Here is a 26,413-nt window from a genome sequence, read left to right on the forward strand (position 1 = left end):
GGTCACCCTCGTACTTCGCGGCGAGTTGCGGCGGCGCCCCGCTCAGCATCATCAAGGAGTACATCGAAAACCAGCAGCGCCCGCAGTAGACGGCTGAGGCCAACAGTGCAGACCCATGCACGCGCGCGGCTCAGAGCAGTCCAGAGAAGCGCTTCCTCCCGGGCGTGAACGCCCGGGGTTCCGCGCTAGATCATGCTGAAGACCCCTCCGCCGACCGCGACCGCCGGCCTGACGCACGAGCGCGAACTCCTCTGTTCCGAGGCGGAGTTCTACCGGGCGGCGGCCGTGGCCGGCGTCCCCGCGCCCCGGGCCGTGGGAGCCCGCTTCGACAGCCACCTCCTGATGACGCACTGCCCGGGAGTTCCCTGGAGTGACGTGCCGTCCAGCGAACACGCCCCGCTGAGAAGGGAGTTGGGTCGCATGGTGGCCCGCCTCCACGCCGTGACCGGTCCCGGTTTCGGCTATCCCTCAGGCGCCCTCGGCCCCCTGGCCGCCGACTGGCGCACAGCCTTCACCACCATGTACGACGCCGTCCTGGACGACGCCCGCCGCTTCCGGGCCTGGCTGCCCCGCCCCGTGGACGAGGTGGCCCGCACGGCGAAGGCGGCGTTCGACGCCCTGGACGAGGTCACCGTCCCTCGCCTCGTCCACTTCGACCTGTGGCAGGGCAACATCCTGGTGGAGCACTCGACGACGGGACCGCGCATCGGCGGTCTGATCGACGGCGAGCGAATGTTCTGGGGCGACGCCCTGGCCGACTTCGTCTCCCTCGCCCTGCTCGGTGACATCAAGCGGGACGAGGACTTCCTGACCGGCTACCAAGCGGCCGGCGGCCGGGCCGAGTTCGACACCCCGGCCCGGCAGCGCCTCGCCCTCTACCGCAGTTACCTCTACCTGATCATGCTCGTCGAAACCGTGCCCCGGGCGCCAGGCGACGAACACGTCGACCGGGTACGCGAGTCGGTGGCCCCGGAGCTGGTCGCGGCGCTCGACGAGATCGCCTAGCGCCTGTCCTCGGACGGCCCAGGGACCTCAGGCCGCGCTGCGCCACCTGCCCCCGTGCGCCCGGATGATCTCCGCGTACCGCTGCCCGCTGCCCTTCACCGTGCGCCGCTGGGTCTCGTAGTCGACGTGCACGAGCCCGAAGCGCTTGTCGTAGCCGTACGCCCACTCGAAGTTGTCCAGCAGCGACCAGGCGAAGTAGCCCGCGAGCGGAACGCCCTTGCGGACCGCCGACGTGCAGGCCGCGAGGTGCTGTTCGAGGTAGGCGGTGCGCTCGGGGTCGTCGACGCTTCCGTCGGGACGCACGGCGTCGGGATAGGCGGAGCCGTTCTCGGTGACGTACAGCTTGCGGGCGCCGTAGTCGTCCGTCAGGCGGAGCAGGAGGCTCTCGATGCCGGCGGCGTCGACCTCCCAGTCCATCCCGGTGCGGGGCACGCCGAGACGGCGGACGGTGCGGACGCGGGGAGCCGGTCCGGTGGGGTCGTCGGCGACGGTGGACGGGAAGTAGTAGTTGAGGCCCAGCCAGTCCAGCGGCTCGGCGATCGTCTCCAAGTCGCCCGGCAGCTCCGGGAGGTCGACGCCGTACACCTCGCGCATGTCGGCGGGGAAGCCGCGGCCGTGGACCGGGTCGAGCCACCAACGGTTGGTGTGACCGTCCAGACGGTGGGCCGCCGCGACGTCCTCGGGTCGGTCGGTGGCGGCCTCGATGCTGGACAGGTTGTTGACGATGCCGACCTGGGCGCCCGGCACCGCCGCGCGGATCGCCTGAGTGGCCAGGCCATGGCCCAGGAGCAGGTGGTACGAGGTGCGCACCGCGGCCGTGAGGTCCGTCCAGCCCGGAGCCATCCGGCCTTCCAGATGGCCGATCCAGGCCGAGCACAGCGGCTCGTTGAGCGTGGTCCAGTGCTGGACGCGGTCCCCGAGACGCTCCGCGACGACCGCCGCGTACGAGGCGAAGTGCAGCGCGGTGTCGCGGACCGGCCAGCCGCCCCGGTCCTGGAGCACCTGCGGCAGGTCCCAGTGGTACAGGGTGACGGACGGCGTGATGCCCGCCTCCAGCAGGGCGTCGATCAGCGCGTCGTAGAAGTCGAGCCCCTTGGCGTTGACCGGGCCGTCGCCGCCGGGCACCACGCGCGGCCAGGCGATGGACAACCGGTAGGCGTTGGTGCCCAGTTGCCGCATGAGCCCGATGTCCTCGCGCCAGCGGTGGTAGTGGTCGCAGGCGCGGTCCCCGTAGTCGCCGTTGTCGATCTTGCCGGGGGTGTGCGAGAAGGTGTCCCAGATCGACGGCGAACGGCCGTCCTCCGCCACGGCTCCCTCGATCTGGTACGCCGATGTGGCCGTGCCCCACAGGAAGTCCTGCGGGAGGGCGGCGAGGTCGATGGTCACGGAAGTCCCTTCGGAATGGGGAGTGTGGGTCACTTGACGGCTCCGGCCGTCAGCCCGGCGACGAGATAGCGCTGCAGGAGCAGGAAGCCCGCGACCACCGGAACGCTCACGACGAGCGAGGCGGCCATGATCTGGTTCCAGTACACGTTGTTGAGCGTGGAGTAGCCCTGGAGTCCGACGGCGAGCGTGCGGGTGGCGTCGTTGGTCATGACCGACGCGAACAGCACCTCGCCCCAGGCGGTCATGAAGGCGTACACGGCGACCGCCACGATGCCCGGGATCGCGGCCGGCACAACGACCCGGAACAGCGCGCCGAGCGGCCCGCAGCCGTCCACCAGCGCCGCCTCGTCCAGGTCGCGCGGCACCGAGTCGAAGTACCCGATCAGCATCCAGATCGCGAACGGCAGCGAGAAGGTGAGATACGTCAGGATCAGCCCGCCGCGCGAGCCGAACAGGGCGATGCCGGTGGCGTTGCCGATGTTGACGTACAGGAGGAAGAGCGGCAGCAGGAAGAGGATGCCGGGGAACATCTGCGTCGACAGCACGGTGACCGTGAAGACACGCTTGCCGCGGAAGTTGTAGCGGCTGACGGCGTACGCGGAGAAGACCGCGATCACCACCGAGCAGACCGTCGCCGCGCCCGCCACGATCAGCGAGTTCACGAAGTACCGCGCGAGCGGGATCGTCGACCAGATGTCGATGTACGGGCGGAACGTCAGGCTGCTCGGCAGCCAGCGGAACTTCCCCGTGACGTCCGCGAGCGGCTTCAGGGAGCTGGAGACCATGACGTAGACGGGCAGCAGGACGAAGCCGGCGAGCAGCGTGAGGAAGATCCGCCGGGACCAGAGGAAGGACCGCGGCGGCGCCATCGGCGAGCGGGGCGTCGCGGAGGCTCGGGAGAAGCGGGACGCCGTGGAGGTGCTAGACATCGGCCGTCTTCCTTCCTCGGGAGGTCAGCAGCAGGTAGACGCCCGTCACCACGAGCAGGAAGAGCAGCAGCAGGACGGACATCGCGGAGCCGGTGCCGAAGTTCCAGGTGACGAACGACGCCTGGTAGATGTGGACCGAGATGAGGTCCGCGGCCTCCGGCGCCGTCTTGCCGAACAGCACGTACGGCGTGTTGAAGTCGTTGAACGTCCACAGGAACAGCACCAGGACCAGTACCTGGTTGACCGGGCGCAGCGACGGCAGGGTGATGCGGCGGATCCGCTGCCACACGCCGGCCCCGTCGAGTGCGGCCGCCTCGTACAGCTCGCCCGGGATGTTCTGCAGCCCCGCCATGACGATGAGGAAGGCGAACGGCCAGCCCTTCCAGACGGAGACCGTGAGCAGCGCGTAGAAGCTGTTGTCGCCGATCAGCCAGAAGGACTGCTTGTCGGTGACGTGCAGCTGGTCGTGCAGGACGTGGTTCACCAGGCCGTTGTCGTGCTGGAACATGAATACCCAGGTGATGACCGCCGCGTACACGGGCAGCGCGTACGGGATGAGGAACAGGGCGCGCAGCAGGCCCCGGCCGCGGAAGGTGTCCTGCATGTAGATCGCGGCCGCCGTGCCGATCAGCCAGCACAGGCCGACCGACAGCAGGGTGAAGCCGATGGTGACGAAGAAGGAGTGGAGTAGCGCCTTGCCGACGGGGGCGCTGAAGTCCACCGACACCTTGTAGTTGTCGAAACCGGACCAGGGCGCGGTGCCCCAGTCGCGGATGTAGAACTGCGTGAGCTCCTTGAAGCTCATCACGATGCCGATCACCATCGGCACCAGGTGGACCAGGAGTTCGAGGACCAGGGCGGGCAGGAGCAGGAGGTAGGGCAGTCCGATGCGCTTGATCCGCCCGGGGCGGCGCGAGCCGCGCGCCGCACCGGGGGAGTCCTTGCGTACCGTCCGCTCGCCGGATTCGGCGGAGGCGGTCGTGGTGGTCATGACGGTCTCTGCACTCACTTCTTCGGCATCTGCTGCTGGGCCTTCTCGAGCTCGGCCTTCACCGACGCCGTGGTCACCGCGCGTCCGTCGGCCGCGGCGGCGAACAGGTTCTTGACCGCCGTACCGACCGCCGTCTCGAACTGCGACTCGTCGGCGACCTGGGGAAGCGCGGCGGCGCTCTTGGCGAGGGTGTCCTTGAGGACGGCGGTCGCCGGGGAGGTGAAGGCGGCGTCCGACTGAGCGGTCTTGACCGGCGGGATCGAGCTGTACGCCGTGTTGAGGATCTTCTGCTCCGCGTCGCCGGTCATGAACTTGACGAACTTCGTGGCGCCGTCGAGGTTCTTGGTGTTCTTGAAGACGGCCAGGTTGATGCCCGCGACCATCGAGTTGACGTTGGTGCCCGTCCCCGGAGTGCCGGACTGCACGGGCACCGGGGCGATGCCGTAGGCGTCCTCGCTCATGCCCTGGGACTTGAGGTTGGCGGACGCGGACTGCCACAGCAGCATGGCGTTCTTGCCCTTGGCGAAGTCGCTCACCGACTGGTTCTGCGCGTACTCGGCGTTGCCCGGGGCGATGATCTTGTCCTTGGCCATCAGGTCGACGTACTGCTTGACCGCGGAGACGACACCGTCGTTGGTGAAGTCCGGCTTGCCGTCGGCGGTGAAGAAGTCGGCGCCGTGCTGCTTGGCGAAGACGAAGGTGTGGTGGATGTTCTCCGACGGGTTCGAACCCTCCGCGCCCAGGCCCCACTTGCCGTTCTTGGAGAGCTTCTTGCCGTCGGCGATCAGCTCGTCCCAGGTGGCCGGCGGCTTCGAGATGCCCGCGTCGGCGAACAGCTTCTTGTTGTAGTAGAGGGCGTAGGCCATCGAGTACAGCGGCACCGCGGCCGGGTCCTTGGCCTGTGCGCCCGTCGAGCCGAGCGCCGAGTCGACGAAGCGGTCCTTGCCGCCGATCTTGTCGAAGTTCTTCGCGTCCCACGGCAGCAGCGCTCCCGTGGCCTGGAGCGAGGCGCTCCAGGTGTTGCCTATGTTGAGGACGTCGGGGCCCTGGCCCGAGGTGGTCGCGGTGAGGATCCGGTTGAGCAGATCCGACCAGGGCACGACCTCCAGCTTCACCTTGATCCCGGTCTGCTTCTCGAACTTGTCGAGTTCGGGCTGGAGGACCTTCTTGTCGACCTCGATGCTGGCGCCCTGGTTCGAGGCCCAGTAGGTGAGCGTCTTCGGCGAGTCGTTGGACCCGCCGCTCGACGAGCCGCCGCCACAGGCGGTCGCGGCGGTCAGCAAGGAGATGGTGACCGCACCGGCGGCCGCGGCTCGGATTCTGCGCATGGCTCAGGTGTCCCTTTCCAGAGGAGAGCCGCATGGGAGTGTGTTCACTTCCCGAACGGCCATCATGGCTTAATTTAGGACGTGAGTTAAGACCCGGAAGAAAGTCGCGTCAAGGGATCGCGCAGCGGTATCTTGCAGGTCGGGCAGGCCGGAAGGGACTCAACATGGCGGGGCGCAACGGGCGGACAGTGCGTGACCTGCGGCGGGGCAATCGCACCGCCGTACTGCAACGGTTGTATTTCGACGGGCCGATGAGCCGCTACGAGCTGGGCCCGGCCACCGGACTGAGTTCCGGTTCCGTCAGCAACGTGGTCGCCGAACTCCTCGCCGACGGACTGGTCGAGGAGGCGGGCAGCGTCGACTCCGACGGCGGCCGGCCGCGTACCCTGCTGCGCGTCGCGCCGGGCAGCGGCCACATGATCGGCGTGGACGTCGGAGAAACCCGCGTCCGGGTCGAGCTCTTCGACCTGACCCTCACCGAACTCGCCCGCACCGAAAGGCCGTTGGAGCACCAGGGCTACGACGTCGAGGTCATCGTCGGTCACATCCGCGACGGCATCGCGGAGGTCCTCGCCGCCGCGGGCATCGCACCCGACCAGCCTCTCGGCGTCGGCATCGGCGTCCCCGGCATCGTGGAACGCACCCCGGACCGGGGCGCCGTCGTACACGGGCAGACCATCGGCTGGGACGCGGTCCCCCTCGAAGCGCTGCTCCGATCCTCCCCCCAACTGCCCGAGAGTGTGCCGTACTTCATCGACAACGGCGCCAGGACGCTCGGCCAGGCCGAGATGTGGTTCGGCGGCGGACGCGGTGCCCGCAACGCGATCGTCGTCCTCTTCGGTTCGGGCGTCGGCGCCTGTCTCGTCACCCCCGAGGTCGAACACGGCCGGGCCGTCGAATGGGGCCATCTGACCGTACGGGTCCGAGGGCGCCGCTGCCGCTGCGGCGCACTCGGCTGCCTGGAGGCATACGCGGGGGCCGAGTCGCTGCTCGACCGCTGGCGCGAGGCGGGCGGGCGGCCACCGGCGGACACCGACGAGGAGACCGCGCTGACCGCGATGCTGGCCGCCGCCTATCCGCCCCTGGGCGGAGCGGCCGACCCCCTCGCGCTGGCCGTGCTGGAGGAGACCGCCGAGTACCTGGGCGCGGGCCTGTCCGACCTGATCAACCTCTTCCAGCCCGAGCGCATCCTCATCGGCGGCTGGGCGGGCCTCCAGCTCGGCTCCCGCTTCCTGCCCGCCGTACGCCGGCACGCGACCGCCTACGCGTTGCGACATCCGGCCGGGCGGGTGACGATCGATCTGGGCAGGCTCGGCCCGGACGCGGTCACGGTCGGGGCCGCGATCCTGCCGCTCGCCGACTTCTTCGCACGCGGTGGCCGCCGAGCGGAGTCCGCGCCACAGGGCCCCCCGCCCGCCTGGCGCACGGCTCTTCAGGAGCGGGCACCGCGCTGAGGTTTCGTCGGTCACTGCGGAGGTACCCGCGTGTCGCTCCAACGGCGCGAAGGGAGTATGTCGTGGTCGATCACCGCCACGAAGGGCCTGGTGAGAACGGCACGCCCGTCCCGCGGGACCTGCCGGACCAGCAGGCCCACGCGGGCGATGACCCGTGGGACGCCGAGCCCTCCGAAGACACCGGCGAGGGCAAGGAAGAACCCGCCACCGACGTGCCCGACACGGACGAGGCCGGCACCGGCAGACGGGGTGACCCGCGCTCGGACACCGTCCATCCCGAGCACCCCGGCCCGGAAGAGTCCACTGACTGAACCGTCCAGGGAGACCTCCATGGGTGTGACCGACCGGCTCCGCGACTGGCCCGTCTACCGACAGCTCACCGGCACGGACCGCACGGGCCGGGGCAGTGCCGCCAAGTCCCCGCACACCGAGCGGCTGCGCCCGCGTACCGACACCGCCGACCGGGTGGTGCAGTCCGTCTGCCCGTACTGCGCGGTCGGCTGCGGCCAGCAGGTCTACGTCAAGGACGAGAAGGTCGTCCAGATCGAGGGCGACCCCGCCTCCCCGGTCAGCCGCGGCCGGCTGTGCCCCAAGGGCTCGGCGACCCTCCAGCTCACCACCGGCCCGGCGCGGGAGCACCAGGTGCTCTACCGGCCCCCGCACGGCACGGACTGGGAGCCGCTCGACCTGGACACCGCCATGGACATGATCGCCGAACGGGTGATCCGCACCCGGCGCGAGACCTGGGAATGGGAGTACGACGGCAAACGCACCGCCCGCACCATGGGCATCGCGAGCCTCGGCGGCGCCACCCTCGACAACGAGGAGAACTACCTCATCAAGAAGCTGCTGACCGGTCTCGGCGTGGTCCAGGTGGAGAACCAGGCCCGGGTCTGCCACAGCTCCACCGTCGCGGGCCTCGGCACCTCCTTCGGTCGCGGCGGCGCCACCACCTTCATGCAGGACCTCCAGCACTCCGACTGCATCGTCATCGAGGGCTCCAACTTCGCCGAGTGTCACCCGGTCGGCTTCCAGTGGGTCATGGAGGCCAAGCTGCGCGGCGCCCGCATCATCCATGTCGACCCGCGGTACAACCGCACCAGCGCGCTCGCCGACCTGTACGTCCCGATCCGCGCCGGCACCGACATCGCCTTCCTCGGCGCGATCATCAACCACGTCCTCACCGAGGAGAAGGACTTCCGCGAGTACGTCCTGAAGTACACCAACGCCTCCACCCTGGTCAGCGAGGACTTCCGCGACACCGAGGACCTCGACGGCGTCTTCTCCGGCCTCGACGAGGACAAGCCCCACTACGACGCGAGCAGCTGGCAGTACGAGGGCGTCGAGGTGCAGCAGCCCACCGGCGAGGTCGACGAACAGTACGAGGAACGCGTCCACGACGTCGCGAGCGCCGAGACCCACGGCTCCGGCGGCGCCCGCACCGGCCACCGCGCCCCCACCGACGAGACCCTCCAGCACCCGCGCTGCGTCTACCAGGTCCTCAAGCGCCACTACGCCCGCTACACCCCCGAGATGGTCGAGGAGATCTGCGGCATCCCGCGAGACACCTTCCTGCGCGTGTGCGAGGACCTGACCGCCAACTCGGGTCCCGACCGCACCAGCGCCTTCGCGTACGCGGTCGGCTGGACCCAGCACACGACCGGCTCCCAGTTCATCCGCGCGGCCAGCGTCCTCCAGCTGCTGCTCGGCAACATCGGCCGCCCCGGCGGCGGTATCCAGGCGCTGCGCGGCCACGCCTCCATCCAGGGCTCCAGCGACATCCCGACCCTCTTCAACCTCCTCCCCGGCTATCTGCCGATGCCGCACGCCCACGCCCACATGACCCTCGACGACTTCGTGGGCGCCAGCCGCACGCAGAAGGGCTTCTGGGCCAACATGCGGGCATACTTCGTCAGCCTGCTCAAGTCCTACTACGGCGACGCGGCGACCCCCGACAACGACTTCTGCTTCGATCACCTGCCACGCCTCACCGGCTCCCACTCCACGTACGAAACGGTCATGGCCCAGCTCGACGGCGTCTGCAAGGGCTATTTCCTGATGGGCGAGAACCCGGCCGTCGGCTCCGCCAACACCCGCCTGCAACGCCTCGGCATGGCCAACCTTGACTGGCTGGTCGTGCGGGACTTCTCCCTCATCGAGTCGGCGACCTGGTGGAAGGACGGTCCCGAGATCGAGAGCGGCGAGCTGCGCACCGAGGACATCGACACCGAGGTGTTCTTCTTCCCGGCCGCCTCCCACACCGAGAAGTCCGGCTCCTTCACCAACACCAACCGCTGGGTGCAGTGGCACTACGCGGCCGTCGAACCCGAGGGCGACGCGCGCAGCGACCTGTGGTTCATGTACCACCTGGGGCGGCGCGTCAAGGAGAAGCTGGCCGGTTCGACCGACCCCATGGACCGCCCGATCCTCGACCTCGCCTGGGACTACCCGGTCACCGGCCCGCTCCAGGAGCCCGTCGCCGACGCCGTGCTCGCCGAGATCAGCGGCCACGGCCCGGACGGCGCCCCGCTGAGCGCGTACACCGAACTCAAGGACGACGGCTCGACGCGCTGCGGCTGTTGGATCTACTGCGGTGTGTACGCCGACGGCGTCAACCAGGCCGCCCGCAAGAAGCCCGAGTGGGAGCAGAACTGGGTGGCCGCCCAGTGGGCCTGGGCGTGGCCCGCCAACCGCCGCATCCTCTACAACCGTGCCTCCGCCGCCCCCGACGGCACCCCGTGGAGCGAACGCAAGAAGTACGTCTGGTGGGACGGCGACGCCGGCCAGTGGACCGGCCACGACATCCCCGACTTCGTTCCCGACCGCGCCCCCGACTTCGTACCGGACGAGGACGCCGTCGGAGCGGACGCGCTGCGCGGCGACGACCCGTTCATCATGCAGGCCGACGGCAAGGGCTGGCTGTACACGCCCGCGGGCCTCGAGGACGGTCCGATGCCCACCCACTACGAGCCCCAGGACTCGCCGTTCGGCAACGCCCTCTATCCGTCGACGCCACGCAATCCGGTGCGCCAGCTGCTGCCCCGCGAGGGCAACCGCTACCACCCGAGCGGCGACGAGAAGGGCGCCGACGTCTTCCCGTACGTCGTCACCACGCACCGGCTGACCGAGCACTTCACCGCGGGCGGCATGAGCCGCTGGTCGGAGTACCTGTCCGAACTGCAACCGGAGTTCTTCTGCGAGGTCTCACCGGCGCTCGCCGCCGAGCGCGGCCTGGAGCACGGCGGCTGGGCCACCATCGTCACCGCCCGCAACGCCGTCGAGGCGCGCGTGCTCGTCACCGAGCGGATCCGTCCCCTGAAGGTGCAGGGCCGCACGGTCCACCAGATCGGGCTGCCCTTCCACTGGGGGCCCAACGGGGTCTCCACCGGCGACGCGGCCAACGAGCTGATGGCCATCGCCCTCGACCCCAACGCCCACATCCAGGAGGACAAGGCGCTCACCGCCGACATCCGCCCGGGCCGCCGGCCGCGCGGACCGGACCTGCCCAGGCTGGTCGCCGCGTACCGCGAGCGTGCGGGAATCACCGAGAGGACCGGGACGGAGGTGAGGAAATGAGCGAGGAGACTCAGGAGCGCGTCGGCTTCTTCACCGACACCTCCATCTGCATCGGCTGCAAGGCCTGCGAGGTGGCCTGCAAGGAGTGGAACGCCATTCCCGAGGATGGGCTCTCCCTGACGGGCATGTCGTACGACAACACGCAGGCGCTCGGCGCGTCCACGTGGCGGCACGTCGCCTTCATCGAGCAGCCGAGGCCTGACGGCCGCACCCAACTCCCGCTGGTGGAGGGAGGGGCGACGGCGCAGGAGGCGGTCGTGGACGGCGGCGAGATGCGCTGGCTGATGTCCTCCGACGTGTGCAAGCACTGCACCCACGCCGCCTGCCTCGACGTCTGCCCCACCGGGTCGTTGTTCCGCACCGAGTTCGGCACCGTCGTCGTCCAGGAGGACATCTGCAACGGCTGCGGCTACTGCGTGCCCGCCTGCCCCTACGGTGTGATCGAGCAACGCCCGGCCGACGGGCGGGCGTTCAAGTGCACCATGTGCTACGACCGGCTCGGCGCGGGCCAGGAACCCGCCTGCGCGAAGGCCTGCCCGACCGAGTCCATCCAGTTCGGCCCGCTGGACGAACTCCGCGAACGGGCCGCGCTGCGCGTCGACCAGCTCCACGACGCCGGCGTCACCGACGCCCGCCTCTACGGGCACGACCCCGACGACGGCGTGGGCGGCGACGGCGCGTTCTTCCTGCTGCTCGACAAGCCCGAGGTGTACGGGCTGCCGCCGGACCCCGTTGTCACGACCCGCGATCTGCCCGCGATGTGGAAGCACGCGGGCGCGGCGGCCCTCTCGCTCCTCGGCGGCGTGGCGCTGGCCTTCGCCGCCGCCGGAAGGGGGCGGCGATGACCAGCTCCGACAGCTCAAGGCCCAAGGGGCGCAGGCGCCGTGGCGAGCAGCCGATGGTCCCGCGGGCCGAGTTCGAGTCGTACTACGGACGGCCCGTCATCAAGGCGCCGGCCTGGTCGGCCCAGGACATCGCCGGGTACTTCTTCCTCGGCGGGCTCGCCGGAGCGGGATCGGTGCTGGCCGCGGGCGCGCACCTCACGGGCCGTCCCCGTACGGCGACCGCGCTGAAGATCTCCTCGCTCACCGCGGTCTCGCTCTCCGCCGCCGCACTCATCCACGACCTGGGACGCCCGAGCCGTTTCCCGAACATGCTCAGGGTCTTCAAGCCCACCTCGCCGATGAGCGTCGGATCGTGGCTGCTGAGCGCGTACGCGCCCGCCGCGGGCGCCGCCGCGGCGAGTGCGGTGACCGGCAGGCTGCCGCGAGTGGGAGCCACCGCGACCGGCGCCGCCGCGCTGCTCGGCCCGGCCGTCGCCACGTACACCGCGGTCCTCGCGGCGGACACGGCCGTGCCGGCGTGGCACGGCGTCCACCGTGAACTGCCCTATCTCTTCGCCGCGTCGGCGACCGCGGCGGCGGCGGGCATGGCACTGGTCACCGGCCCGACGTCCGAGAACGCCGCCGCCCGCTGGGCCGCCGGGTCGGCTGCGCTCGCCGACCTCGCGATCACCGAGGCCGTCGAGCGCCGCCTCGGGCCGGTCGCCGAGACGTACCGGGAAGGCCGCGCGGGCACCCTTCTGCGCACCGCCCGGGCTCTCACCGCGGTCGGCGCCCTCGGCGGGGCCCTGCTGGGCGGCCGTCACCGCACCGCCTCGGCCCTGTCCGGCCTGGCCCTGCTCGCGGGCTCCGCCTGCACTCGCTTCGGCGTCTTCGCGGCGGGGATCGCCTCGGCCGAGGACCCCAAGTACACCGTGGTCCCGCAACGGGAGCGGGTGGAGCAGCGGCAGTAGACGACGGGGCGGGCCCTCGCATGACCCCCTGAGGTACATGACTCGTGAGGTAATCGACCCGGCCACGGCTTCCCGGAACCATGAAGGGCGTACCGACCCGCCCCTCACGTCACAGGATTCCGGGAGGACCCCATGCCGTACTTCGAGAGCCCCGTCGATGGCACCCGGCTGCACTTCGTCGACTACGGGCCCGCCGCAGGACAGGTGATCGTGTTCGTCAACAGCTCGTACTTCGGCACGGAGATGTGGGAGTACCAGATGCTGCCGCTGGCCGAGGCCGGGTACAGGTGCGCCGGGTTCGACCGGCGGGGGCACGGCCGCTCGGACGACGTGTGGGGCGGCTTCGACCTCGACAGCCTCGCCGACGACGTCAACGGGCTGCTCAGCCACCTCGAGCTGCGGGAGGTGACGCTGGCCGGGCACTCGCTGGGCACCGCCGAGGTCGTCCGCTGCCTGACCCGCCACGGGGTCGAGCGGGTGGCCCGGGTGGCGCTGGTCGCGGGCATGGTGCCGGGGGCCGCCCGGTCCGCGGATCACCCCGGGGGCGTCGACCCGGCGCTCGTCGAGGCCGGCAACGAGACCTTCCGGCGCGACCGGTCCGCGTTCTTCGCGGACGGCGCCCGCGCCTTCTTCGCCCTCGACCTCGCCGGCAACGAACTCTCCGAGGCCTATGTGCAGTACATGGTCGACCGCTGCCACGGATCGACCGCGCGCGCCGGGGCCGCCCTGGGCGACCTCGTGGTCACCCTGAACGTGGCCCCCGAGCTGGCCAAGCTCGACCTGCCCGTCCTCGTCGTGCACGGCACGCACGACACCTCCGCACCGCTGGACCTGACCGGCCGGCGGACAGCGCAGCTGCTGCCCGACAGCACGCTCAAGATCTACGAGAACGCCGGCCACGGCCTCTTCGCCACGCACCGGGAGCAACTCACCATGGATCTGAGGGAGTTCATGACCAGCCGATGACCGCGCCCGGTCCCGGCCATCTCACGCGAACGCGTTCACCCCGGTCAGCTCCGCCGACATTTCCCACAGCCGAGCGGCCTGAACGGGGTCGATCGCGTAGTCGCGTACGCCGACCCGGGTGCCGTCCGCCGGAGCGGGCTCGGCGATGTCGCAGTCCTCGCAGTACACGCCGCCCATGCCCGCCAACTGCGGCGACGTCGCGGCCCACACCTGGGTGGCCGCGCCCTGCTCGGGCGTCTTGAAGCCCTCGGGGTTGAGCGGGGTGCCGTTCTCGTCGATCCAGCCCCGGTCCACCATCTCCTGCTGGGGGAGATGGCGCTGCAGGGGGGTGAGGATGCCGCCGGGGTGCAGGGAGAAGGCCCGGACGCCGGACTCCTGGCCGAGCCGGTCGAGGTGGACGGCGAACAGCACGTTCGCCGTCTTCGCCTGCCCGTACGCCTCCCACTTGTCGTAGCCGCTCTTCCAGTGGACGTCGTCCCAGCGGATCCCCGAGTAGTGGTGACCGGCTGAGGACACGGACACGATGCGTGCCCCGCCCGGCTCGATCGCCGGCCAGAGCCGGTTGACGAGGGCGTAGTGGCCCAGATGGTTGGTGGCGAACTGGGTCTCCCAGCCGGGCCCGACCCGGGTCTCCGGGCAGGCCATGATCCCGGCGTTGTTGATGACGATGTCGACGAGGCGGTCCGAGGCGAGGAAGCGCTCGGCGAAGGCGCGCACGCTCCGCAGGTCACCGAGGTCGAGTTCGTCCACCTCGGCCCCCTCGATGCCGTCCAGTGCCTCCCGAGCGGTGGCCGGGCGCCGTGCGGGGACGACGACGTGGGCGCCCGCCTTGGTGAGCGCGCGCGTCGTCTCCAGGCCGAGGCCCGAGTAGCCGCCCGTGACGATCGCGAGCTTTCCGGAGAGGTCGATTCCCTGAAGGACGTCGTCGGCGGTGCTCCGGGCACCGAAACCCGAGCCGATCTTGTGCTGTGCAGTGCTCATACGTCGCACGCTACGAATTGGAGTGGACTCGAAGTCAAGCGAACACCCAGGAGGTGGGTGTCCGGTGCAAGGAAAAGACCCCGACCGGACGGGGGAATCGCGGTCGGGGCCGTCTGTGGTGGGCACGGATGGCGGTCGCCTCTCGGCGAAACGCTCCACAGGGCTTCAGCCGAACGATCGTCCCTGTGGGCAAAAGGTGAGGCCCGGGGACACTGTCCCATCCGCACCCACGGTTTGTTCAACGGGTAACTACCGATGGGTGTTCCCCGGGACGAGGGCGTAGGAGGTGAGGTATGTCACCCCGTCAGGTTTTCACCGCGACCGCGCCGAACTGGGGAACCACGGCGGCGGAGCCGGGCTCGGCGCGCCATCGCGAGCACGAGACGAGTCCCGGTGTGACGAGGTCCAGGCCGTCGAAGAACGCCGTGATCTCCGCGCGGGTGCGTGCGGTGATCGGCGGGGTGGCGTTCTCGTTCCAGAACTTCATGGCCTCGACGTTGCCCTCGCCGCCGAGGTCGGCGTCGGTGGTGGGGTGGGTCAGGGCGAGAAGGCTGCCCGAAGGGACCGTGGCCATGATCCGGCGCACGATGTCCTGCGCCTCCCCGGTGTCGAGGACGAAGTTGAGGATGCCGAGCATCATGACCGCGACGGGACGGTCCAGGTCAAGGGTGGCCGTGGCGCCCTCGACGATGGCGTCCGGGTGGTGGACGTCGGCGTCGATGTAGTCGGTGGTTCCCTCGGGAGTGCTGGTCAGCAGGGAGCGCGCGTGGACGAGGACGATGGGGTCGTTGTCGACGTAGACGATCCGCGACTCGGGTGCGATCCGCTGGGCGATCTCGTGCGTGTTGTCCAAGGTCGGCAGTCCGGTGCCGATGTCCAGGAACTGACGCACTCCACGGTCGTCGGCCAGGTACTGGACAGCGCGGCCCAGGAAATCGCGGTCCGCGCGGGCCACGTCGCGAATGACCGGGAACATGGACGCGACCTGATCGCCGACCGCCTGGTCGATCTCGTAGTTGTCCTTCCCGCCGATCCAGTAGTTCCAGACCCGGGCGTTGTGCGCCACGCTCGTGTCCAGCCTCGGAGATCCGCCCGAGGGGCGCCGGCTCTCACTCACGTCTTTTTCCTCCCTGGGCACCCGTGCCGTCTCATGGGCGCATACGGCCGCCGCGGCGGCACCGGAACGTCGCCGCCATTGTGCCGCCCCTTGATCACGGCGTCCCGGGATTCGTCACACGTCCGCAGCCAGCGGGCTGTCGCCCAGCAGAGCGAGCAGGTGAGCCGGATCCCGATAGATCGCGCTCGCCCCGGCGTCCTCCAGGTCGGCGCGAGGAATACCGCCGGAGAGCATGCCCACGCAGGTCACGCCGGCGCGGGTGCCCGCCCGCATGTCCCAGACGGTGTCGCCGACGAAGACGGCGCGCTCGGCCGGGACGCCGACCAGTTCGAGGGCGTGCTCGATCGGCTCGGGCGCGGGCTTGCCCTCCTCCACGTCGTCGGCGCTCGCCGTGGCCGCGATGGCGTCGTCGGCGGCGATCGCACGGCGCAGCGCGCTCAGCTCGGGTCCGCTCGCCGAGGTGGCGAGCACGACGCTCCAGCCGTTGCCGTCCAGGCGGCGCAGCAGCCGCCCGGCGTCCTGGAAGGCAGGCAAGCGCTCGAAGTACGTGCCGTACAGGGCCGTGTGAGCGTGGCTGAGCGTGTCGACCTCTTCGGGGTCCCGCTCCTTGCCGAGGAGATGGGCGATGAGGTCGGCGGAGCTCAGCCCCACCGCCCGGTGGATGGCCTGCATGGGCACGTGGTGGCCGGCCTGTCGCAAGGCCTCCCACCACGTCGTCACATGAAGGTGATTGGTGTCGACGAGAGTGCCGTCGACATCGAACACGGCCGCCCGCTGCATAAGCCGTCCACTCCTCCCGTCGTCTCGTACTGCAGATCACCCACCCCGCGCCCCGAGCGCACCCATCGCACCGCCCGAGTACCACCTCAGCCGCCGCTCACGCGTGCCGGCGTCTGCCGGTTCGCGGCCCAGGCCAGCAGCTCCGGCGCGGTCCACGTGGTGATCACGCGCTCGGCGGGGACCCCGCACTCCTCGGCCCGCACGCAGCCGTGGATCTGCCAGTCGAGCTGGCCGGGGGCGTGCGCGTCGGTGTCCAGGGAGAACAGCACGCCCGCGTCGACCGCGCGGCGCAGCAGCCGGCGCGGCGGGTCGAGCCGCTCGGGACGGCTGTTGATCTCCAGGGCCGTGCCGGACTCCGCGCAGGCCGCGAAGACGGCGTCCGCGTCGAACTCCGACTCGGGCCGGCCGCGCCCGGTCACCAGACGGCCCGTGCAGTGTCCGAGCACGTCCGCGAGCGGATTGCGCACGGCGGTGACCATACGACGGGTCATCGACCTCGCGTCCATGCGCAGCTTGGAGTGCACGGAGACCACGACCACGTCGAGTTGGTCCAACAACTCGGGCTCCTGGTCGAGCGATCCGTCGTCGAGGATGTCGCACTCGATACCGGTGAGCAGCCGGAAGGGGGCCCATTGTTCGTTGAGTTCCGCCACCACGGCCAGTTGCCGGCGCAGCCGCTCCGGGGACAGTCCGCGTGCCACGGTCAGCCGTGGGGAGTGGTCCGTGAGCACCGTCCACTCGTGGCCGAGCCGGGCCGCCGTCCGGCCCATGTCCTCGATCGGGCTGCCGCCGTCGGACCAGTCGGAGTGCACATGGCAGTCGCCGCGCAGCAGCGCCCGCAACCGCTCACCTCCCCGCGCGAGCGGTGCCCCGGCCTCCCGCTCCAGCTTCTCCAGATATCCCGGCACCCCGCCGGCCAGCGCCTCGCGCACGACCTGCGCCGTCTTCGGTCCGATCCCCTTCAGGGACTCCAGGGATCCGTCGGACGCACGCTCCTGAACCTCGTCGGCGGACAGCCCGGCCAGCACGGCCTGCGCGGTGCGGAAGGCACGTACGCGATAGGTGGGGGCCTGGGCCCGCTCCAGCAGGAACGCGATCCGGTCCAGGGCCTCTACGGGGTCCATCGGCACCTCCTCGCGGCGGCTCCCTGCGGCGTCCGCCGGTTCCTCTCCAGGGTTGCCCAGCCCTCGTCGGCCCGCACTGCGGATGAACAACCCCTCCGGCATGACTGCCGCCCGCCCGCTCACCTGGCTGGACGAACAGGCGGACTTCCGCCCTCCCATCACGTCAAGGGCCGTCGGGGCGGCGGCGCTCGACCCGCTCAGCCGCTGACCCACGCAAACAGTTTTACGCTCTAGACATGACCGAAATCGCGAGCCCCCACATCTCTCGTCCGCGGATCATGGTGCTCGGGGTACAGCCGGGCAGGCCGCCGTTCCGCATCATGGAGATCGACGGCGAGGTGGTCGGTGAGGCGAAGGCGCTCACGGACGTCCTGGAGACCGCCGCGGCCTACGGCATCACCGTCCACGATCTCGACGATCCCGAGGTGGTCCGCTGGGTGGGCGGCGACAAGCTCACCTGGTACCCGCGCTAGAACCGGGCGGGGACCAGGACGCCGGGTCACGCCCCGGCAGCGCCCGCCCGCCCGCCCGTGCCGTGGCGGCAGCGGCCGGCGATGCCGTGCGAGCGCCCGACAGCGGCTCGGGGAGCGCGCGGACCTGCAGGTCTCGCGCCGGTGTGAGCCCTGAGGGGATGAATGTCCTCGCACCCCAGCAAAGATCATCATTCGGTGGGAACCGCGCATGGGCCCGCTCCCACCAGGGCACGTTGATCTTGCCGGGTGATCACGACCACCCCGGCGTTCCCTCTTCCCACCGGGAGTCGTCATGTTCCGTGGCTTCGCCATGCCCGCAGCCGCTCTCGCCGCCACCGCGCTCCTCGGCGCTGCCCCCGCCCCCGCCATCGGTGTGCCGTCGGCCGGGGACGTGTGCTTCTGGACGGCCGCCGGACAGCACGGCTCCTCCTGGTGCTACACACCACCGGGTTATACGGACGTCCCGGAGTTCCTGCACGACAAGGCCGCCTCCTTCCGTTCCAACGCCGACACCGCCGTGTACGCCATCGACTGGGGCCGCGACACCTGTTACTACCGGCTGATTCGCGCACACGACCTGGCCGACAACTGGCCCTGGGGCGCCCGCCTCGACGGCGTCTCCGATACGACGATGGGCTGCGAGGTCGGCTGACGCGTGCACCCGCTTCGCACCCTCAAGTCGCCTGTCAGGACGGTGTCGGCGCTCCTCGCGGTATTGGGAGCGCTGACGGTCATGGGATGCGCCGCCACCGGGCCGGAGGCGACGAGCACGACGGCCGGGCGGGGCGCCCTGGTCCTGCCCACCACCGAGCGCGGCATGGACGACCTCATCGACACCGCCCAGCGGGTGCTCGTCGAGCGTTGCCTGGCCCGCCGGGGCCTGACCGTGCGCCGCGCCCCGGACCAACCGCCCCCCTCACCCGAGGAAGACCGCCGGCTGCAGGTCGCCCTCTTCGGCCGGGGCCGTCGCGAGCTGTCCGTCACCCTCGCCACCGGCTACACGGTCACCGCCCACACCGACGGCTGCCTGGCCGCCGCACAGGACGAGCTGTACGGCGATCAGCGGCTCTGGTTCCGGACCCGGGTCGTGGTGAACAACCTGCGGGCCGAGGCCCAGCAGCGCATGAGCCGCGATCCCGACTACCGCGCGGCCAGGGCCCGCTGGACCCGCTGTGTCGCCCCGGCGCATGGGCCCCGGCGTGAACGCCCCGACCCGGCCCGCTCCGCCCGCTGCTCACACCGCAGCGGCCTCGCCGGGCTCCGCGCCCGCCTGGAACCGGCCCTGCTGGAGCGGGTCCGCGCCGACCGGCGCGACCAGCTGACCACCTACCGGCAGCTGCGCACCCGCGCACTGCGCCGCGCGGCGGCCCTGTACGCCGAGCGGGCCGCCCCCGTAACACCAGAGAAAGGCAGTACCTCCTCGTGATCACCGAGCGCCTCGCCACCTCCGCCGCCGCGGCCCTGCTCGCCCTCGGGAGCGGCCTGGCACTCGCCACGCCCTCCGGCGCGGCGGACTGTCCCAGCGGCAACTTCTGCGTCTGGGAGAACGCCAACTTCGACGGTCAACGCGCCAACTGGTCGGGAGACGACGGCTGGTGGGAGAGCTGGATCGCCGACTCCGACTCCTCCTGGGCCAATCACGGCATCTCGGGACCGGGCGTGAAGGACCACGTCAAGGTCTACGAGGACGCCTGGCAGGGCGGCGACATGACGATCTGCCTCACCCCCGGCGAGGAGGTCGGCTACAACGGCGTCGCCAACGACCGGGGCGACTCGCACACCTGGGCCATGACCTGCTGACCGGCTGACAACCGGCCGCCCGGTTCCGTCCGTCCGCGGTGGGGGCCGCGGGCGGACGGTCAAGAATGCCGGGCCGATGAGCGTGGCCCCGCATGCGGGAAGGCAGGGCGGATGAGCGTGGCCCCACCTGCGGGAAACGCAGGGCCGAGGAACACTGCCGTGCGTGCTGGGCCGAGGAACGCGGTCGGCACTTCCCGGCCCAGGAACACGACCCGGATGCCGGGCCGATGAACGCGGAGGGTCCGGCCGGGGCACCGCCCAGCCGGACCCTCCGTCCGCTCGCCCGAGCGGTCTCTCAGCCCACCGTCCACTTTTGGTTCGCCGCGCCTGAGCACGACCAGATCTGCAGCCGCGTGCCGTTGGCCGAGTTGTTGCCGGTGGCGTCCAGGCACTTGTTCGCCTGCGGATTCACGATGTCGTGGGCGGCGGAGACCGTCCACTTCTGGTTGGGGCCGCCCGTGCAGTCCCACAGCTGGACGGTCGAGCCGTCCGCCGTGCCGTTGCCTGTGACGTCCAGGCACTTGCCCAGGGCGCGGATCGTGCCGTCCGAGGAGACCGTCCACTGCTGGGCGGCGCTGCCGTTGCAGTCGTAGAGCTGTACGGGGGTGCCGTTGGCCGTGTTCGCTCCGGCCACGTCCGCGCACTTGCCCCCGAGGCCCGTGATCGGAGCGCCGGTGCCGCCCGCGGTGTCGCCGGTCGTCACCTTCACCTCGTCCACGACGAGCTGCTGCGGGAAGACGGTGGAGCCGTCGGGGTCGCCCGGCCAGTACCCGCCGACCGCGAGGTTGAGGATCAGGTAGAACGGCTTGTTGAACACCCAGGTGTTGCCGCCGAGGTCGGCGGGTGTGCGCCGCTGGTAGACCGTGCCGTCGACCGACCAGGTGATCGAGTCGGGGGCCCAGTCGACGGCGAAGGTGTGGAAGGCGTCCGCGAAGGCCTGGCCGCCGGGCAGGGAGTACGCGGCGCCGATGCCGCCCGAGCCGGAGTATCCGGGACCGTGGATCGTGCCGTGCACGGTCGAGGGCTCGTAGCCGACGTTCTCCATGACGTCGATCTCACCGGAGTTCGGCCAGCCGACCTGCCCGAGGTCGTTGCCGAGCATCCAGAAGGCGGGCCACATGCCCTGCCCGCGCGGGATCTTCATCCGGGCCTCGACATGGCCGTACGTGGTGGTGAACTTCCCGGCCGTGTTGAGGCGGGCGGAGGTGTACTGACAAGTTCCGTACCAACACTGGTAGTTGGACGGATTCTCCTTGCGGGCGGTGATCACCAGGTGGCCCTGCCCGTCCAGGGCCGCGTTCTTGTTGCCGGCCGTGTAGTACTGCCGCTCGTGGTTGTTGACGTTGTCGCCGGTCTCGATCTGCCACTTGGAGGAGTCGACGGCCGAACCGGCGGCCCCGTCGAAGGTGTCCTGGAACGTCACCGCCGCGGCGGCCGCCGCGGGGCCCGCGTGAGCGGGAGCGATGGCGGCCGACGCGACGAGCGCGGCGGACAGCGCGGCAAAGAGACATCTTCGGAGCAGGCGCGGGGAGTCCATGACTCTCCCTTCTGTACGGCGACCCGTGGGACCAGTGGGCCGGCTGAGGTGGGGGGACATGCTTCGCCTCTTGATTTAAGAAGTGAAGTAAGGGGGTGTCAAGAGTCTGGTCCGTACCATTGTTTGACGATGGCTCGGGCTCCCCGCCTCGTGGGCTCAGACCTCCGCGTTCCCCGTCTTCGAGCGGCGCCGCCAGATGCGACGACGGCTTCGCGGATGCACCGCCCGGCCGAGCCGTCGACCCAGCAGCAGATAACCCACCAGCGCCCCGGCCGTGTTGAGGATGACGTCGTCGATGTCGAAGGCGCGCCCGGTGATGAGCGCCCCCTGCACCAGCTCGACCAGCAGCATGACCACCGCCGTGAGCGCGGGAACGCGCAGGATTCCCCGGGCCCTTGGGGCCAGCATGGGCAGCAGCACCCCGAAGGGCACGCCCAGCAGCAGGTTCCCGCCGATCTGCTTGACCGCGTCGCGCAGCTCCGGCTGGGAGAGGTAGGCGCGCAGGGAGCGGCCGGGGTGGAGGTTGCTGTGGACCAGCGCCCGCGACGCCGGGGACGGCTCCAGTGTCAGCCGGGCCAGCGCCGCCGCGAACGCCACCATGGCCGCGAAGGCGAGCAGCATGGCCAACAGCCGCACGGCAAGCGGAAGCACCCGCTTCCGCGAGGGCGCCGGTGACCGGCGACCGGATGCCGACCCCGGTGTCCGGCGACCGGATTTCGAGGCACGTGTGCGTGACGCCGTACGGACCATGCGATCCTCCCGGTTTCAACTGCCCTTTGAGTAAAGGCGGTTACCCGCGATAGCGGTGTCGATGCCGAGCGGCAGGGTGGCTGGGACCGCTGTGCCGCCAGGTCGTCGGAGTCCGTGCCGCCGCGATGTGCGGCCTGCCCGGCCGGTTTCCCTTCGCTCCACCAGGGCACTCCGGGGACCAGGCCGTCGCGCGTCGCCGCCGAGCGAAGGCGCGACGGTGCTTGGATGGCGCGACGCGAACATTTCTGGTCAAAGTGGCGATCGAGGGACCGCGGAGGTGGCCGATGACGAACCGAAATACGGCGCCGCGTACCGCGCTCGAAGTCCTCGCGTGGTGGGCCGCGCTCGCTCTGCTGTGGCTGGTCCTCATCTCCGCCGTGGACACACTGGAACTGATCGTCGGAGCGGCCGTGGCGCTCGTCGGCGCGGTCGCGGCGTGGGGCGCGCGGCGGGCGGTGAGCGGGCGGTGAACGGCTGGACCATCGCGGCGACGGCCGCGCTCGCCGGGGGACTGGGGACCGCGGTGTGGGGCGTGGCCACCGGACCGCTGAAGAGCCGAGTCGTCGCCCAGAACCTGTCCACGTCGCTGGCCTGTCCCTGCCTGCTGCTCCTCTCCCAGGGCTATACCCGACCGTCGTACGTCGATCTCGCCCTGGTCCTCGCCCTGCTGGGTCCCGTCGGCACCCTGGTCTTCGCCCGGCTGCTCGTCGACGACCTCAACGAGGATCCGCCGAAGGCCTGGGGGATCACCTTCGCGGTGGCCGGATTCGGCGCCGTGGTCGTTCTCGTGCTGTGCGCGGTCACCGGCCCCGGTCGGGCGATGGTGAAGCTCCTGGTGATCGGCGCCCTGCTGATCAGCGGCAACCTCGTCGCGTCCCGGGCCCTGTCCGGCGGATTCGCGGAGAGCCGTCATGGATGACCCCCTCATCGTCGTCGCTCTCCTGCTGGTCGCCGCCGCCGCGACCGCGGCCGTCGCGACACGTGATCCGGCACGCCAGGCGCTCGTGCTGGCCGTCCTGGGCACGGCACTGGCCGTTCTGTTCACCGTCCTGCAGGCGCCCGACGTCGGCCTGTCCCAACTGTCGGTGGGCTCCGCCCTCACCCCCCTGCTGCTGCTCCTGTCGGTGCGCAAGGTGAGACGGCGACAGCGGACGAAGGAGAAGGGGAAGTGACGCGGCGTGTACGGCTGTGGATCCTCGCCGCGGGCGGCGCGGGCCTCGCGGCGCTCCTGGTCGCCGCCTGCCTGAAGCTGCCCGACTTCGGCGGAACCTGGCATCCCTACGGCGCCAGGGCGGTGCGCGAGTCCCTCGCCCGGCACACCGCCAACACCATCGCGTCCGTCAACTTCGACCAGCGCGCCTTCGACACCCTCGGCGAGATGACCATCCTCTTCGCCTCGGTCCTCGGCACGGTCGTCCTGCTGCGGCAGACCCGGGACGAACGGCGTGCCCCGCCCGAATCCGAGGACGTGGCACTGCCCGTCCGCCGGTACGCGCTGATCGTGCTGCCCGTGGCCGTCGTGTCGGGCCTGTACATCATCGCCCACGGGCAGCTCAGCCCGGGCGGCGGCTTCCAGGGCGGCGTGGTCACCGCGACCGCCCTGCACCTGCTCTACCTGGGCGCCGACTACCGCGCCCTGGAACGGATCCGGCCGGTCGGCCTGTACGAGGTCGGCGACGCGCTCGCGGCCTCCGCCTACCTGGTCCTCGGCCTCGCGGGAGTACTGGCGGGAACCGCCTTCCTCGCCAACACACTGCTTCCGTACGGCACCTTCAACACCCTGTCGTCCGGCGGGACCGTGCCTCTCCTGAACGCGGCCATCGGCATGGAGGTCGCCTGTGCGGTCGTCGTGCTGCTCGCCCGCTTCCTGGACCAGGCCGTCGAGATCGAGGAGGAGAGTGGGAAGTGAGCCGGCCGTGATGTCCGTACTGCCCTATCTCGTCGCCACGTGGATCTTTCTGGTCGGCTGCTACGGCATCGCCACCAGCCGGAACCTGATCCACGCCGTGGGCTGCCTGGCGGTCTGCCAGTCCGCCACGTACGTCCTGCTGCTGGCCGTCGGCTATCGCGACGGCGGCACCGCGCCCGTCTTCTCCGACGTGAAGCCCGGTTCCCGCCCGGTGGTGGACCCGGTGGTGCAGGCCCTCGCCCTCACCGACGTGGTCGTGGGCGCCACCGTCACCGCGCTGCTGCTCGCCCTCGTCATGCAGATCTCCAAACGGCACGGCACGGTCGACCCCGACGAACTAGTGGAGCTGCGCGGTTGATGAACCACCTGCTGCCGTTGCTCGTCGCCGTACCGCTGCTCGGGGCAGGACTGCTCGTGGCGAGCGGCCGACGGCTGCCGCGCGCCGTGGCCGAGACGGTGGGCTGCGCCGTCTCCGCCGGTACGGCCGCGCTCGCGATCGTGCTGCTGCTGAACTCCTCGCCGCCCCTGGTCGAGTGGGTGGGGGACTGGGTGCCCAAGGGGGGCGAGAGCGTCGGGATCGTTCTCGTCGGGGACGGCGCGGGGCTCGGCATGGCCGCGCTCGCCTCGCTGCTGACGCTGGCGGCACTGGCGTACTCCTGGCACTACTTCGACGAACCGCCACGCCACCACGCGGGCTCCTTCCCCGCACTGATGCTGCTCTTCCAGGGCGGCATGTGCGGCTTCGCCATCGCGGGCGACCTCTTCAACGCCTTCGTGTTCTTCGAGCTGATGAGCGTCGTCGCCTACGCGCTGACCGGTCATCGCGTCGAGGAGGCGAAGGCCGTGCAGGGCGCGCTGACCTTCGGGGTCGTCAACTCACTCGGCGCGTATGCCATGTTGATGGGGATCGGGCTGCTCTACGCGCGCACCGGCGAGCTCGCCATGGTGAAGATCGGCCGCGGTCTCGACGCGCACGGCGGGCCCGACGCCCTCACCCTCGCGGCCTTCGTGCTCGTGCTGATGGGACTGCTGGTCAAGGCCGCGGCCGTGCCCTTCCACTTCTGGCTGCCGGACGCGCACGCGGTCGCGCCGACACCGGTGTGCATGCTGATGTCCGGGGTGATGGTCGAACTGGGCGCGTACGGCGTCTGGCGGGTGTACGGAGTTGTCTTCTCCGGGCCTGGCGGGATCCCGGTGGCCGACGTGGAGCGGGCGCTGCTCGTCCTCGGCGTGCTGACGAGCGTGGTCGGCGCGGTCATGTGCTGGTATCAGCGGCATGTGAAACGGCTGCTCGCGTACTCGACGGTCGCCCACATGGGGCTCTTCGTGATCGGCATCGGCTCGCTCACCCCCGAGGCGGACGACGGTGTCGCGCTGTACATCCTGGGGCACGCGGGCGTGAAGGCCGCCCTGTTCGCCTGCACGGGCATCCTGCTGGACCGGTTCGGCTGCGTCGACGAACATGTGCTGCACGGACGCGGTAAGCCGCTGCGCGGGGTGGCCGTGCTGTTCGTCGTCGGTGGGCTGGCCCTCTCCGGGCTGCCGCCCTTCGGCACCGGGCTCGGCAAGGCGGTCACCGAGGAGGCCGTCGGTGGGCCGCTCATCGTGCTGTTCGTCGCCGTGTCGGCGGTGACCGCGGGCGCGGTGCTGCGGGTCGCCGCCCGGGTGTTCTTCGGTCTGGGCCCCCGGCCCAGTGACGAGTCGTCGTACGAGACCACCGGCACCGGCGAGGAACCGGAGTCCCGGCACCGGCTGAACCGTGTGCCGGACACGATGACCGCCGTCCCCGCGCTGCTGCTGGCCGCTGCCCTCGCCATCGGTGTGGCGCCCGGCTTCGCCGGTGTGGTCGGGCACGCCGTGAGCGAGGCGGGGTCCGGCGGGGCGCTCACCTCACCCCACTGGACCCTTGCCGGGGTGCTCCTCGGCCTGACCTCGACGGTGCTGGCTCTGGGCCTGGCCGCGCTCGCGGTGACCCGTCCCGAGCTGCTCGGCGAGCAACGCTGGACCGAGCCGCTCAGGCGCCTGCAGTCGGGCCACATCGGTGACTACGTGGCCTGGATGCTGGCGGGCGCGGCCCTGCTCGGAGCGCTTGCGCTGCCGGGGATCCTGTCCTAGGTGTTCGGTGCCTTCGCGTAGTCCTGTGCCATGCCTCCCGCGAAGTCGTACACGACTACCTGTTCGTCGCCCACGACCCACGCGTCGTGCCCGGGCGGGCACACGAACACATCGCCGGGGCCGACTTCGCTTTCGGCGCCGTCGTCCATGTGGAGGCGCATCCGTCCCTGGACGACATATCCGTTGTGGTGGATTTCGCAGCTCTTGGTCCCCGCGATGGGGGCCACGGACTCGGACCAGCGCCAACCCGGCTCGAAGGTCCCCACGGCGAAGTCGAGCCCGGTCAGATGGACCGCCTCGAGGTGACCGCGGGGGAAATCACGCCGCTCATCCGGCTTCTCGACCGTCTTGACCTCAAGCATGACGGCTCCCTTCACTCGCCCCCTCCATCGTCTGC

At 70.7% G+C, this 26,413-nt stretch carries 29 protein-coding genes; 18 read left to right on the forward strand and 11 right to left on the reverse strand.

Going from position 1 to position 26,413, the window contains the following annotated elements:
• Together AB0D27_RS18025 and AB0D27_RS18030 are read left to right on the forward strand one after the other, a co-directional pair.
• On the forward strand, window positions 1-89 hold an 89-nt coding region (locus AB0D27_RS18025), incomplete at its 5' end, for a transposase (RefSeq protein ID WP_362509387.1).
• A gap of 103 nt (window positions 90-192) precedes the next feature.
• Window positions 193-1,005, forward strand: coding sequence for an aminoglycoside phosphotransferase family protein (locus AB0D27_RS18030; RefSeq protein WP_362509100.1), 813 nt, complete (start codon window positions 193-195; stop codon window positions 1,003-1,005).
• Between the two features lie 27 nt (window positions 1,006-1,032).
• Here AB0D27_RS18030 and AB0D27_RS18035 read toward each other — a convergent pair whose 3' ends face one another.
• Genes AB0D27_RS18035 through AB0D27_RS18050 form a run of 4 tightly spaced genes read right to left on the reverse strand, consistent with a single transcriptional unit; the run spans window position 1,033 to window position 5,639 of the window.
• The gene (locus AB0D27_RS18035) at window positions 1,033-2,391 is read right to left on the reverse strand and encodes a GH1 family beta-glucosidase (RefSeq protein WP_362509103.1); all 1,359 of its coding nucleotides are present in this window, start codon (window positions 2,389-2,391) and stop codon (window positions 1,033-1,035) included.
• A gap of 29 nt (window positions 2,392-2,420) precedes the next feature.
• Complete coding sequence (locus tag AB0D27_RS18040; protein WP_362509390.1) at window positions 2,421-3,260, reverse strand: carbohydrate ABC transporter permease; 840 nt, start codon at window positions 3,258-3,260, stop codon at window positions 2,421-2,423.
• A 52-nt stretch (window positions 3,261-3,312) separates the two neighbouring features.
• Window positions 3,313-4,311 carry a sugar ABC transporter permease gene (locus tag AB0D27_RS18045; RefSeq protein ID WP_362509106.1) on the reverse strand — a complete coding sequence of 333 codons (999 nt, stop codon included), beginning with the start codon at window positions 4,309-4,311 and terminating at the stop codon, window positions 3,313-3,315.
• Between the two features lie 14 nt (window positions 4,312-4,325).
• A complete protein-coding gene (locus tag AB0D27_RS18050; protein ID WP_362509108.1) occupies window positions 4,326-5,639 on the reverse strand; it encodes a sugar ABC transporter substrate-binding protein in 1,314 nt (437 codons plus the stop codon).
• A 164-nt stretch (window positions 5,640-5,803) separates the two neighbouring features.
• Between AB0D27_RS18050 and AB0D27_RS18055 the strand changes: the two genes are divergently transcribed.
• From AB0D27_RS18055 to AB0D27_RS18080, 6 genes are all read left to right on the forward strand, one after another.
• The gene (locus AB0D27_RS18055; protein WP_362509111.1) at window positions 5,804-7,093 is read left to right on the forward strand and encodes an ROK family transcriptional regulator; all 1,290 of its coding nucleotides are present in this window, start codon (window positions 5,804-5,806) and stop codon (window positions 7,091-7,093) included.
• 62 nt (window positions 7,094-7,155) lie between these two features.
• Window positions 7,156-7,404, forward strand: coding sequence for a hypothetical protein (locus tag AB0D27_RS18060; protein ID WP_362509114.1), 249 nt, complete (start codon window positions 7,156-7,158; stop codon window positions 7,402-7,404).
• 19 nt (window positions 7,405-7,423) lie between these two features.
• Window positions 7,424-10,669, forward strand: coding sequence for a formate dehydrogenase (gene fdh / locus AB0D27_RS18065; protein WP_362509117.1), 3,246 nt, complete (start codon window positions 7,424-7,426; stop codon window positions 10,667-10,669).
• Window positions 10,666-11,514, forward strand: a complete 849-nt coding sequence (locus tag AB0D27_RS18070) for a 4Fe-4S dicluster domain-containing protein (RefSeq protein WP_362509120.1) — start codon at window positions 10,666-10,668, stop codon at window positions 11,512-11,514. The genes fdh and AB0D27_RS18070 overlap by 4 nt, the downstream gene beginning before the upstream one ends.
• Window positions 11,511-12,464: an NrfD/PsrC family molybdoenzyme membrane anchor subunit gene (gene nrfD / locus AB0D27_RS18075; protein WP_362509123.1), complete on the forward strand. Its 954-nt coding sequence runs from the start codon at window positions 11,511-11,513 to the stop codon at window positions 12,462-12,464. Before AB0D27_RS18070 ends, nrfD begins: the two co-directional genes overlap by 4 nt.
• Window positions 12,465-12,596: 132 nt before the next feature.
• Window positions 12,597-13,430, forward strand: coding sequence for an alpha/beta hydrolase (locus AB0D27_RS18080; protein WP_362509126.1), 834 nt, complete (start codon window positions 12,597-12,599; stop codon window positions 13,428-13,430).
• Between the two features lie 21 nt (window positions 13,431-13,451).
• On the opposite strand, the gene AB0D27_RS18085 is transcribed toward AB0D27_RS18080, so the two are convergent.
• The 4 genes from AB0D27_RS18085 to AB0D27_RS18100 form a co-directional block, all read right to left on the reverse strand.
• Window positions 13,452-14,411, reverse strand: a complete 960-nt coding sequence (locus AB0D27_RS18085) for an SDR family NAD(P)-dependent oxidoreductase (RefSeq protein WP_362509129.1) — start codon at window positions 14,409-14,411, stop codon at window positions 13,452-13,454.
• Between the two features lie 304 nt (window positions 14,412-14,715).
• Window positions 14,716-15,528, reverse strand: coding sequence for an SAM-dependent methyltransferase (locus AB0D27_RS18090; protein WP_362509132.1), 813 nt, complete (start codon window positions 15,526-15,528; stop codon window positions 14,716-14,718).
• Between the two features lie 114 nt (window positions 15,529-15,642).
• Complete coding sequence (locus AB0D27_RS18095) at window positions 15,643-16,308, reverse strand: HAD family hydrolase (RefSeq protein WP_362509135.1); 666 nt, start codon at window positions 16,306-16,308, stop codon at window positions 15,643-15,645.
• An 86-nt stretch (window positions 16,309-16,394) separates the two neighbouring features.
• The gene (locus tag AB0D27_RS18100; RefSeq protein ID WP_362509138.1) at window positions 16,395-17,432 is read right to left on the reverse strand and encodes a PHP domain-containing protein; all 1,038 of its coding nucleotides are present in this window, start codon (window positions 17,430-17,432) and stop codon (window positions 16,395-16,397) included.
• A 236-nt stretch (window positions 17,433-17,668) separates the two neighbouring features.
• Between AB0D27_RS18100 and AB0D27_RS18105 the strand changes: the two genes are divergently transcribed.
• From AB0D27_RS18105 to AB0D27_RS18120, 4 genes are all read left to right on the forward strand, one after another.
• Window positions 17,669-17,905 (forward strand): hypothetical protein, encoded by a 237-nt coding sequence (locus AB0D27_RS18105; protein ID WP_362509141.1) that lies wholly within the window; start codon window positions 17,669-17,671, stop codon window positions 17,903-17,905.
• A gap of 292 nt (window positions 17,906-18,197) precedes the next feature.
• Window positions 18,198-18,557: a hypothetical protein gene (locus tag AB0D27_RS18110; RefSeq protein ID WP_362509144.1), complete on the forward strand. Its 360-nt coding sequence runs from the start codon at window positions 18,198-18,200 to the stop codon at window positions 18,555-18,557.
• A 3-nt stretch (window positions 18,558-18,560) separates the two neighbouring features.
• Window positions 18,561-19,331, forward strand: a complete 771-nt coding sequence (locus tag AB0D27_RS18115; RefSeq protein WP_362509147.1) for a hypothetical protein — start codon at window positions 18,561-18,563, stop codon at window positions 19,329-19,331.
• A complete protein-coding gene (locus tag AB0D27_RS18120; protein WP_362509150.1) occupies window positions 19,328-19,705 on the forward strand; it encodes a peptidase inhibitor family I36 protein in 378 nt (125 codons plus the stop codon). The genes AB0D27_RS18115 and AB0D27_RS18120 overlap by 4 nt, the downstream gene beginning before the upstream one ends.
• A 295-nt stretch (window positions 19,706-20,000) precedes the next feature.
• Here the strand turns inward: AB0D27_RS18120 and AB0D27_RS18125 are convergent, their stop codons facing one another.
• Both AB0D27_RS18125 and AB0D27_RS18130 read right to left on the reverse strand, forming a co-directional pair.
• A complete protein-coding gene (locus AB0D27_RS18125) occupies window positions 20,001-21,242 on the reverse strand; it encodes a family 16 glycosylhydrolase (RefSeq protein WP_362509153.1) in 1,242 nt (413 codons plus the stop codon).
• A gap of 156 nt (window positions 21,243-21,398) precedes the next feature.
• Window positions 21,399-21,992, reverse strand: a complete 594-nt coding sequence (locus tag AB0D27_RS18130) for a VanZ family protein (RefSeq protein ID WP_362509156.1) — start codon at window positions 21,990-21,992, stop codon at window positions 21,399-21,401.
• A 284-nt stretch (window positions 21,993-22,276) separates the two neighbouring features.
• Between AB0D27_RS18130 and AB0D27_RS18135 the strand changes: the two genes are divergently transcribed.
• Genes AB0D27_RS18135 through AB0D27_RS18160 form a run of 6 tightly spaced genes read left to right on the forward strand, consistent with a single transcriptional unit; the run spans window position 22,277 to window position 26,016 of the window.
• Entirely contained in the window at window positions 22,277-22,462 is a 186-nt protein-coding gene (locus AB0D27_RS18135; RefSeq protein WP_362509159.1) for a hypothetical protein, read from the forward strand.
• Window positions 22,459-22,911, forward strand: coding sequence for a monovalent cation/H+ antiporter complex subunit F (locus tag AB0D27_RS18140; RefSeq protein WP_362509162.1), 453 nt, complete (start codon window positions 22,459-22,461; stop codon window positions 22,909-22,911). Before AB0D27_RS18135 ends, AB0D27_RS18140 begins: the two co-directional genes overlap by 4 nt.
• The gene (locus AB0D27_RS18145; RefSeq protein ID WP_362509165.1) at window positions 22,904-23,164 is read left to right on the forward strand and encodes a hydrogenase subunit MbhD domain-containing protein; all 261 of its coding nucleotides are present in this window, start codon (window positions 22,904-22,906) and stop codon (window positions 23,162-23,164) included. Before AB0D27_RS18140 ends, AB0D27_RS18145 begins: the two co-directional genes overlap by 8 nt.
• The gene (locus AB0D27_RS18150) at window positions 23,161-23,901 is read left to right on the forward strand and encodes an MnhB domain-containing protein (protein WP_362509168.1); all 741 of its coding nucleotides are present in this window, start codon (window positions 23,161-23,163) and stop codon (window positions 23,899-23,901) included. Before AB0D27_RS18145 ends, AB0D27_RS18150 begins: the two co-directional genes overlap by 4 nt.
• A gap of 10 nt (window positions 23,902-23,911) precedes the next feature.
• Window positions 23,912-24,259 carry a sodium:proton antiporter gene (locus AB0D27_RS18155; RefSeq protein ID WP_362509393.1) on the forward strand — a complete coding sequence of 116 codons (348 nt, stop codon included), beginning with the start codon at window positions 23,912-23,914 and terminating at the stop codon, window positions 24,257-24,259.
• Window positions 24,259-26,016: a complex I subunit 5 family protein gene (locus AB0D27_RS18160; RefSeq protein ID WP_362509171.1), complete on the forward strand. Its 1,758-nt coding sequence runs from the start codon at window positions 24,259-24,261 to the stop codon at window positions 26,014-26,016. The genes AB0D27_RS18155 and AB0D27_RS18160 overlap by 1 nt, the downstream gene beginning before the upstream one ends.
• On the opposite strand, the gene AB0D27_RS18165 is transcribed toward AB0D27_RS18160, so the two are convergent.
• Window positions 26,013-26,378: a cupin domain-containing protein gene (locus tag AB0D27_RS18165; RefSeq protein ID WP_362509174.1), complete on the reverse strand. Its 366-nt coding sequence runs from the start codon at window positions 26,376-26,378 to the stop codon at window positions 26,013-26,015. The two genes, AB0D27_RS18160 and AB0D27_RS18165, sit on opposite strands and share 4 nt — an antisense overlap.
• Window positions 26,379-26,413: the final 35 nt, after the last annotated feature.

Source organism: Streptomyces sp. NPDC048415, assembly GCF_040651675.1.
Taxonomy (GTDB): Bacteria; Actinomycetota; Actinomycetes; order Streptomycetales; family Streptomycetaceae; genus Streptomyces.

Coding starts and splice junctions, on each gene's coding strand:
- AB0D27_RS18030 (WP_362509100.1), top strand. CDS start 193: ATGCTGAAGACCCCTCCGCCGACCGCGACCGCCGGCCTGACGCACGAG.
- AB0D27_RS18045 (WP_362509106.1), bottom strand. CDS start 4,311: ATGACCACCACGACCGCCTCCGCCGAATCCGGCGAGCGGACGGTACGC.
- AB0D27_RS18095 (WP_362509135.1), bottom strand. CDS start 16,308: ATGCAGCGGGCGGCCGTGTTCGATGTCGACGGCACTCTCGTCGACACC.
- AB0D27_RS18125 (WP_362509153.1), bottom strand. CDS start 21,242: ATGGACTCCCCGCGCCTGCTCCGAAGATGTCTCTTTGCCGCGCTGTCC.
- AB0D27_RS18100 (WP_362509138.1), bottom strand. CDS start 17,432: ATGGACCCCGTAGAGGCCCTGGACCGGATCGCGTTCCTGCTGGAGCGG.
- AB0D27_RS18110 (WP_362509144.1), top strand. CDS start 18,198: ATGTTCCGTGGCTTCGCCATGCCCGCAGCCGCTCTCGCCGCCACCGCG.
- AB0D27_RS18040 (WP_362509390.1), bottom strand. CDS start 3,260: ATGGCGCCGCCGCGGTCCTTCCTCTGGTCCCGGCGGATCTTCCTCACG.
- AB0D27_RS18085 (WP_362509129.1), bottom strand. CDS start 14,411: ATGAGCACTGCACAGCACAAGATCGGCTCGGGTTTCGGTGCCCGGAGC.
- AB0D27_RS18160 (WP_362509171.1), top strand. CDS start 24,259: ATGAACCACCTGCTGCCGTTGCTCGTCGCCGTACCGCTGCTCGGGGCA.
- nrfD (WP_362509123.1), top strand. CDS start 11,511: ATGACCAGCTCCGACAGCTCAAGGCCCAAGGGGCGCAGGCGCCGTGGC.
- AB0D27_RS18070 (WP_362509120.1), top strand. CDS start 10,666: ATGAGCGAGGAGACTCAGGAGCGCGTCGGCTTCTTCACCGACACCTCC.
- AB0D27_RS18155 (WP_362509393.1), top strand. CDS start 23,912: ATGTCCGTACTGCCCTATCTCGTCGCCACGTGGATCTTTCTGGTCGGC.
- AB0D27_RS18055 (WP_362509111.1), top strand. CDS start 5,804: ATGGCGGGGCGCAACGGGCGGACAGTGCGTGACCTGCGGCGGGGCAAT.
- AB0D27_RS18130 (WP_362509156.1), bottom strand. CDS start 21,992: ATGGTCCGTACGGCGTCACGCACACGTGCCTCGAAATCCGGTCGCCGG.
- AB0D27_RS18105 (WP_362509141.1), top strand. CDS start 17,669: ATGACCGAAATCGCGAGCCCCCACATCTCTCGTCCGCGGATCATGGTG.
- fdh (WP_362509117.1), top strand. CDS start 7,424: ATGGGTGTGACCGACCGGCTCCGCGACTGGCCCGTCTACCGACAGCTC.
- AB0D27_RS18165 (WP_362509174.1), bottom strand. CDS start 26,378: ATGCTTGAGGTCAAGACGGTCGAGAAGCCGGATGAGCGGCGTGATTTC.
- AB0D27_RS18145 (WP_362509165.1), top strand. CDS start 22,904: ATGGATGACCCCCTCATCGTCGTCGCTCTCCTGCTGGTCGCCGCCGCC.
- AB0D27_RS18135 (WP_362509159.1), top strand. CDS start 22,277: ATGACGAACCGAAATACGGCGCCGCGTACCGCGCTCGAAGTCCTCGCG.
- AB0D27_RS18080 (WP_362509126.1), top strand. CDS start 12,597: ATGCCGTACTTCGAGAGCCCCGTCGATGGCACCCGGCTGCACTTCGTC.
- AB0D27_RS18050 (WP_362509108.1), bottom strand. CDS start 5,639: ATGCGCAGAATCCGAGCCGCGGCCGCCGGTGCGGTCACCATCTCCTTG.